This window comes from Phenylobacterium sp. (assembly GCF_044371015.1).
Lineage (GTDB): Bacteria > Pseudomonadota > Alphaproteobacteria > Caulobacterales > Caulobacteraceae > Phenylobacterium.
The window spans coordinates 26,308-32,714 of the sequence record NZ_JBILUK010000012.1; the positions used below are offsets into that span (position 1 = coordinate 26,308).

Genomic DNA, 6,407 nt, shown 5'->3' on the forward strand with positions numbered 1-6,407 from the left:
GGGATGGAGCAAGCAACGCGCCGGAAGCGGCGCAGGAAACGCACCCTTTTTCCCGTAGGCGAATGCCCAACCGCAAGCCGAAAGTCATCGTCACGCGAAAACTGCCGGACTCGGTCGAGACCCGCATGCGTGAATTGTTCGACACCGAGCTCAACATCTCGGACGAACCCCTCACCCGCAAGGCGCTGATCGACGCCGTAGGCCGCTGCGATGTGCTGGCTTCGACGATCACCGACACCATAGACGCCACATTGATCGAGAAGGCGGGCGAGCGGCTGAAGCTGATCGCCAATTTCGGCGCCGGGGTGGACCATATCGATGTGGCGGCGGCCAATGCACGCGGCATCCAGGTGACCAATACGCCCGGCGTGCTGACCGACGACACCGCCGACCTGACTCTGACCCTGCTTATGGCCACCCTTCGCCGGGTGATCGAGGGCGCCAATGCCGTGCAGGCGGGCGAGTTCACCGGCTGGGCGCCGACCTGGATGCTGGGTCGCCGCCTGGCCGGCAAGCGCCTGGGGATCATCGGCATGGGCCGCATCGGCACGGCGGTGGCCCGGCGCGCCCGCGCCTTCGGCCTCCAGATCCACTATCACAACCGCAAGCCGGTCAGCTCCCGGGTCGCCGACGAGCTGGAGGCCACCTACTGGGACAGCCTGGACCAGATGATGGCCCGGATGGACATCATTTCGGTTCACTCGCCGCACACGCCCGCCACCTATCACCTGCTTTCGGCCCGCCGGCTGAAGCTGATGCCGGCGCATGCCGTGCTGATCAACACCGCCCGCGGCGAGATCATCGACGAACAGGCCCTGGCCGACATGCTGGCCGAAGGCCGTCTCGCCGGCGCGGGTCTGGACGTTTTCGAGCACGAGCCCAGGATCAATCCCAAGCTGCTGAAACAGCCCAACGCCGTTCTCCTGCCGCACATGGGCTCCGCGACCGTCGAAGCCCGCGTCGACATGGGCGAGAAGGTGATCATCAACATCAAGACGTGGATGGACGGCCATCGTCCGCCGGATCGCGTCCTGCAGCAGATGCTGTAGGCGACGAACTACCCGAGCGCCTCTGCAAGCGCATCCACCACCCGTTCCACGTCCCCGTCCGCCATGCCGGGAAACAACGGCAGGGAAAGACAGGTCTCGTACCAGGCCTGCGCGCCGGGCAGGTGCAGGCCAGGGTTCAGCGCGCGATAGTAGGGCTGAGTGTGGACCGGGATGTAGTGCACCTGGCTGCCGACGCCGCGTTCGGCCAACGCCGCCATGACCTGGGCGCGGGTGCGGCCGGCGGCGACGAAATCGATGCGCACCGCCATCAGATGCAGAGCCGGATTGCTGTGGGCCGGGCGCGCGGCTGGAACCACCATCGGAGCCAGCGGCGCTAACGCTCGCTCATAGGCGGCGGTCAAGGCCCGCCGGCGCGCCACAAAAGCGGGAAGTTTGGTCAGCTGCGACAGGCCGAGTGCGCAGAGGATGTCCGGCAGGCGATAGTTGAAGCCGGGTTCGGCCATCTCATAGACCCAGGGCTCAGCGCCCGGAGGGCGATTCATCCCATGGCTGCGCAAAGCGCGCAGACGAGCGGCGAGATCGCCGTCGCGGGTGGTGATCATCCCGCCTTCTCCGGTGGCGATGGTCTTCACCGGGTGGAACGAGAACGTGGCCATGGCCGAGTGCCGGGCGTCGCCTGCGGTCTCGGCGACGGCGCCGAACCGCATGGTCGAGCCCAACGCATGGGGCGCGTCCTCGACCAGAACCGCGCCAACGCTGCGGGCCAGGACCTCAAGCGCCGCGAGATCACAGACATCGCCTCGCAAATGCACCGGCAGCACGGCCCGCAGCTGCGCGTCGCCGACCCGGGTCATGGCCTCGGCGAGAGTGTCCGGCGTCATCAGCCCGCTGGCCGGGTCGACGTCCGCGAAGACCACCTTGGCCCCGACATATGACGCGCAATTGGCGGTGGCGAGGAAGGTGACCGACGGAACGATCACCGCATCCCCCGGCCCGACCTTCAGCGCCAGCATGGCCAGGTGCAGCGCCGCCGTGCCGTTGGCGCAGGCCACCGCATGGGGCGCATCCACCACCCGGGCGAACGCCGCTTCGAAGGCCTCCACGCGCGGACCGGTGGTCAGGAAGTCCGAACGCAGGGCCTCGGCGACGGCGGAGATGTCCGCTTCGTCGATCGTCTGTCGACCGTAGGGCAGGATGGCGTCGGCCATGTTCAGTCGCCGGCGCGGCGGCGACGATCCGGCGGTTGGTCGGCGGCCAGCATGGCGTTGAGCCCGGGCGCGTCGAGCCAGACGTCGTTAGTGTCGCTGGCGTAGGAGAAATCTTCGGCGATCCTCGCACCCGTCAAGGGCGTCCGCGTGTACTCCACGAAGGCCGGCTCGATGGCGAAACGGTCGCCCAGATCGACAGTGTTCCGCGCATCGTCGGCCGAGATCATCATCTCGTGCAGTTTCTCTCCCGGCCGAATGCCGATCACGCGGGTCGGCAGGCTTGGCGCCATGGCCGAAGCGATATCGGTGATCCGCATGGAGGGAATCTTGGGGACGAAGATCTCACCGCCGCGCATCTGGTCCAGCGAGGAAAGCACGAAGTCGACGCCTTCAGTGAGCGTGATCAGAAATCGCGTCATCCGCGCATCGGTGATCGGCAGCTCCGTCGCGCCGCGTTGGATCAACCGTTGGAAGTGGGGGATCACCGAGCCCCGGCTGCCCACCACATTGCCATAGCGCACGACCGAGAACCGCGTGCCGATGTCGCCCGAGAGGTTGTTGGCGGCGACAAACGTCTTGTCAGACGCCAGCTTGGTCGCGCCATAAAGGTTGATCGGATTGCAGGCCTTGTCGGTTGAAAGCGCGATCACCTGACTGATCCGATTGGCGAGACAGGCGCGCACCACGTTCTCGGCCCCCAGAACGTTGGTGTGAATGCATTCGGAAGGATTGTACTCGGCCGCCGGCACCTGCTTCAGGGCCGCTGCGTGGATCACGATATCGACGCCGCGGAAGGCGAGTGAGAGGCGCTCGCGGTCACGCACATCGCCCAGGAAAAAGCGCATGGCGCCCATCTTTTCCGGCCCGAACCGCTCGGCCAGATCGATCTGCATCTCGCTCTGTTTGAGCTCATCCCGCGAATAGACGATCAGCTTGCGGGGTCTTGAGCGCGCCAGCACGGTCTCCACGAACCGTCGGCCGAACGAGCCGGTGCCCCCGGTGACCAGGATCACCTTGCCGTCGAGGTCGAGATTGGTGGCTGCGAATCGGCCCAAGGGGCGCTCCCGAATGAGGGTTTGGGCTCAAGTGTCCGGGCGCCCGCGTAAATGGACCGCTAACCCTGGTCTGGCATGAGCGCGCCATGGACCGTCGCCACCTCCTGCTCGTGCTCGCCGGACTCGCTGCGCCGGGCGCCGCCGTGGCCGCCGGGGGCGAGAAGAAGAAGTCTGGCGGCGGCTCCTATGTGCCGATCCAGACCCTGATCGCCTCCACCACCCGCTCGCCCAGCCGGCGTGGCGTGCTGACCGTGGACTGCGGTCTCGATGTGCCGGACGAGGCGCTCCGCCTGCGCGCAACGCAGTCGGCGCCCCGCCTTCGCGCGGCCTTCGTGCAGACGATCCAGGCCTACGCGGCCGGCCTCACGCCCGGCGCCGTGCCCAACGCCGACTATCTGGCCAGCACCTTGCAGCGCCAGACTGACACCATCCTGGGCAAGCCCGGAGCCAAGCTTTTGCTCGGCGTAATCCTGGTGAATTGACCTCTTCAGCTTTGCCACCCGTTCCGCCAGACTGCGGCTCTGACCCGAGGCGAGCGAATCCGTATCCGAGGAGCGGTCCTCCTTCGGCGCGGCGCTAAACGCTTCGGGAGACCGCATGACTGAAACCCTGGCCAAGGCCGCTGCGGACGAGGGGGGTGGATTCGGCCGCACAGGCCAGCGGGTCGGGCTGGTGCTTGGCCCTGCGCTCTCCCTGGCCCTGCAGGCCGCGGGACCGCCAGACGGGTTGTCGCCGGCCGCCTGGATCACGGTCTCGGTGCTCGCCCTGATGGTGGTCTGGTGGGTGACCGACGCCATCCCGATCGCCGCCACCGCCTTGATCCCCCTGATCGCCCTGCCGCTGTTAGGGGTCGAGACGGCGCAGGAAGCGGCCCGGCCCTACGCGGACCCCATCCTGTTCCTGTTCATCGGCGGCTTCATGATCGCCGTCACCATCGAGCGCTGGGGTCTTCACGCCCGCCTGGCGCTGGGGATCGCAGCGCGGCTGGGCGCGCGTCCGGCGGCCCTCATCGGCGGCTTTCTCATCGCCACGACGTTGATTTCGTTCTGGATCTCAAACACAGCGACAGCCCTGATGCTGACGCCTATCGCGGTGGGCGTGGTCGCGGCCCTGCGGGACCAGGGCTATGATGACCCGAGGTTCGGCGCAGGCCTCATCCTGGCCATCGCCTATGCGGCCTCAATCGGGGGCATGGCCACGCCGGTCGGGTCGCCCACCAATGTCATAGCCATGGGCTTTCTCTCTGAGCGCGGCGTGGAGCTCAGCTTCGGCGCATGGATGATGCTGGGCGTGCCGGTGGTGTTGCTGCTGAGCCCGGTGCTGTTCGTTCTGACCACTGCGGGACTCCGGCCCGCCACCCGGGGACAGGGCGAGGCGGGACGTCAGGCGTTGTCGCAGGCCCTGGACGCGCTCGGCCCGCCCAGCCCGGCGGAGCGCCGCGTGCTCAGCGTGTTCTTGCTCGTCGCGCTGGCGTGGATGACCCGCGACCTGCTGGCCCGCCTGCCGGGGCTGGAGCGGCTCAGCGACATGACAATCGCCATCGCCGGGGCGCTCGCCCTTTTCCTGCTGCCTTCCGGCGACCCGGCGCGCCCACGGCTGCTGGACTGGCCAACCGCGCAGAAGATCCCCTGGAGCATCGTCCTGTTGTTCGGCGGGGGCCTATCCATCGCCGGCGCCATGGAAAGCACCGGCCTCGCCGACTGGCTGGCCGGAGAGCTCTCGCCGTTGGGCGGGTTCGCCCCGCTGTTGGTGATAGGCGCTCTGGTGCTGGTGACATTGGCGGCGACCGAATTGATGAGCAACGTCGCCAGCCTGACGGCCATGCTGCCGATCGTCGCGGCCCTGGCCCAGGCGCTCGGGGTCAATCCCCTGCTGCTGATCTTCCCCGTCACGATCGCGGCCAGCCTCGGCTTCATGCTCCCGATCGCCACCGCGCCCAACGCCATCGCCTTCGCGACAGGCCTGCCCAGCCTCAAACGGATGCTGTTCACAGGGCTGATCCTGAATCTGTCGGGAGTCGCGGCGATCCTACTGGTGACCGCCTTGCTTGCGCCCCACGTCCTAGGGCTCTGAGGCGGGCGCCCCTCAATCATCCGCGCGGCGGGGGATTGGCGGCGACGCGCTCAGCCGCGGCCCTCAGCCGCTCCATCCATGAAGGCGGCCAGGGTGACGTCGAGCTCGGTGACCCCATCGGCGTCATGGGTGGAGAGAGTCACGTCAACGCGGTTGTAGACATTGAACCACTCCGGATGGTGATCCAGCTGGTCGGCCTTTATCGCCACGCGGGTCATGAACCCGAAGGCGGCGTTGAAGTCCTGAAACTTGAAGGTGCGCCGGATCGCATCGCGCCCGCCGTCAACCTTCGACCAGCCGGGCAGGCGCGCGAGCGCGACCTCTGCGCCGATGCGGGCCGGACGGGTCATGCGAACGAAAGCCCGGTGGCGCGGGCGAGATCGGCCAGGGTCTGATCGACGTCCACCACCTTGATCGCCGCCATGCCCAGGCCCGCCGCCGGCTTGCAGTTGATCCCCAGGTCATCAAGGTAGACGCAATTGGCCGGCGCGACCGACAGGGTTTCGCACATCATCAGATAGATCTTGGGATCAGGCTTGCGGACGCCGGCCTTGCTGCTCTCGATGATGGCGTCGAACAGCGGCATCACCTGCGCCATGGCGCCGGCCGACTTCTGGCCCTCCGACTGACCCGGGCTGTGGGTCGAGACCACGTTGTTGGTGATGCAGCCGACCTTGAACTGCTGCTTGCAGGTCCTGAGCGCCTCGACCATCCGCGGCCGAAGGGTCCCGTTCAGCCTTGGCAGCACCTCGGCGCCGCGCAGCGGGTGCCCCAGCGCCGTGGATTCCTCAAGGAACAGGGTATCGAACCGGGCGGCGTCAATCTCGTTGCGCTCAAACAACGCCCAGGCATTGGTGTCGGGGTTGGTGGCGTTGACCCGCCGGATCAGGTCCTTGGGCAGGCCCTTTTCGGCCTCCAGCCGGTTGAACGCCTCGAACGGCGAAGAGGTGAACACGCCTCCGAAGTCCCAGATCACCGCCTCGACCGCCACGCTCGTCTCCTCAACCCGCGTCCCGAGCCGCGACGTCTAGAGAGGCGGCCGGGGACGTGCAAGTAAGGCC

Annotated in this window: 7 protein-coding genes; 3 read left to right on the forward strand and 4 right to left on the reverse strand. The window is 67.4% G+C overall.

The features are described 5' to 3' along the window. Positions 1–62: 62 nt before the first annotated feature. A complete protein-coding gene (locus ACIQ3R_RS02295; RefSeq protein WP_397414617.1) occupies positions 63–1,049 on the forward strand; it encodes a 2-hydroxyacid dehydrogenase in 987 nt (328 codons plus the stop codon). 8 nt (positions 1,050–1,057) lie between these two features. Here the strand turns inward: ACIQ3R_RS02295 and pseC are convergent, their stop codons facing one another. After that, positions 1,058–2,218, reverse strand: a complete 1,161-nt coding sequence (gene pseC / locus ACIQ3R_RS02300) for a UDP-4-amino-4,6-dideoxy-N-acetyl-beta-L-altrosamine transaminase (RefSeq protein WP_397414619.1) — start codon at positions 2,216–2,218, stop codon at positions 1,058–1,060. Positions 2,219–2,220: 2 nt separating this feature from the next. Then, positions 2,221–3,273, reverse strand: coding sequence for a UDP-N-acetylglucosamine 4,6-dehydratase (inverting) (gene pseB / locus ACIQ3R_RS02305; protein WP_397414621.1), 1,053 nt, complete (start codon positions 3,271–3,273; stop codon positions 2,221–2,223). Between the two features lie 86 nt (positions 3,274–3,359). On the opposite strand from pseB, the gene ACIQ3R_RS02310 reads away from it, so the two are divergent. After that, positions 3,360–3,755, forward strand: coding sequence for a Tat pathway signal protein (locus tag ACIQ3R_RS02310; protein ID WP_397414624.1), 396 nt, complete (start codon positions 3,360–3,362; stop codon positions 3,753–3,755). A gap of 115 nt (positions 3,756–3,870) precedes the next feature. Then, positions 3,871–5,346, forward strand: coding sequence for an SLC13 family permease (locus ACIQ3R_RS02315; protein ID WP_397414626.1), 1,476 nt, complete (start codon positions 3,871–3,873; stop codon positions 5,344–5,346). Between the two features lie 50 nt (positions 5,347–5,396). On the opposite strand, the gene ACIQ3R_RS02320 is transcribed toward ACIQ3R_RS02315, so the two are convergent. Both ACIQ3R_RS02320 and ACIQ3R_RS02325 read right to left on the reverse strand, forming a co-directional pair. Further along, entirely contained in the window at positions 5,397–5,696 is a 300-nt protein-coding gene (locus ACIQ3R_RS02320) for a 4a-hydroxytetrahydrobiopterin dehydratase (protein WP_397414628.1), read from the reverse strand. Then, positions 5,693–6,337: an HAD-IA family hydrolase gene (locus ACIQ3R_RS02325; RefSeq protein ID WP_397414631.1), complete on the reverse strand. Its 645-nt coding sequence runs from the start codon at positions 6,335–6,337 to the stop codon at positions 5,693–5,695. Before ACIQ3R_RS02325 ends, ACIQ3R_RS02320 begins: the two co-directional genes overlap by 4 nt. Between the last annotated feature and the right edge of the window lie 70 nt (positions 6,338–6,407).

What these genes read in the sequence shown, in the direction of transcription:
- ACIQ3R_RS02320 (WP_397414628.1), bottom strand. Translation starts at nt 5,696, where the DNA reads ATGACCCGTCCGGCCCGCATCGGCGCAGAGGTCGCGCTCGCGCGCCTG.
- ACIQ3R_RS02315 (WP_397414626.1), top strand. Translation starts at nt 3,871, where the DNA reads ATGACTGAAACCCTGGCCAAGGCCGCTGCGGACGAGGGGGGTGGATTC.
- pseC (WP_397414619.1), bottom strand. Translation starts at nt 2,218, where the DNA reads ATGGCCGACGCCATCCTGCCCTACGGTCGACAGACGATCGACGAAGCG.
- ACIQ3R_RS02310 (WP_397414624.1), top strand. Translation starts at nt 3,360, where the DNA reads ATGGACCGTCGCCACCTCCTGCTCGTGCTCGCCGGACTCGCTGCGCCG.
- ACIQ3R_RS02295 (WP_397414617.1), top strand. Translation starts at nt 63, where the DNA reads ATGCCCAACCGCAAGCCGAAAGTCATCGTCACGCGAAAACTGCCGGAC.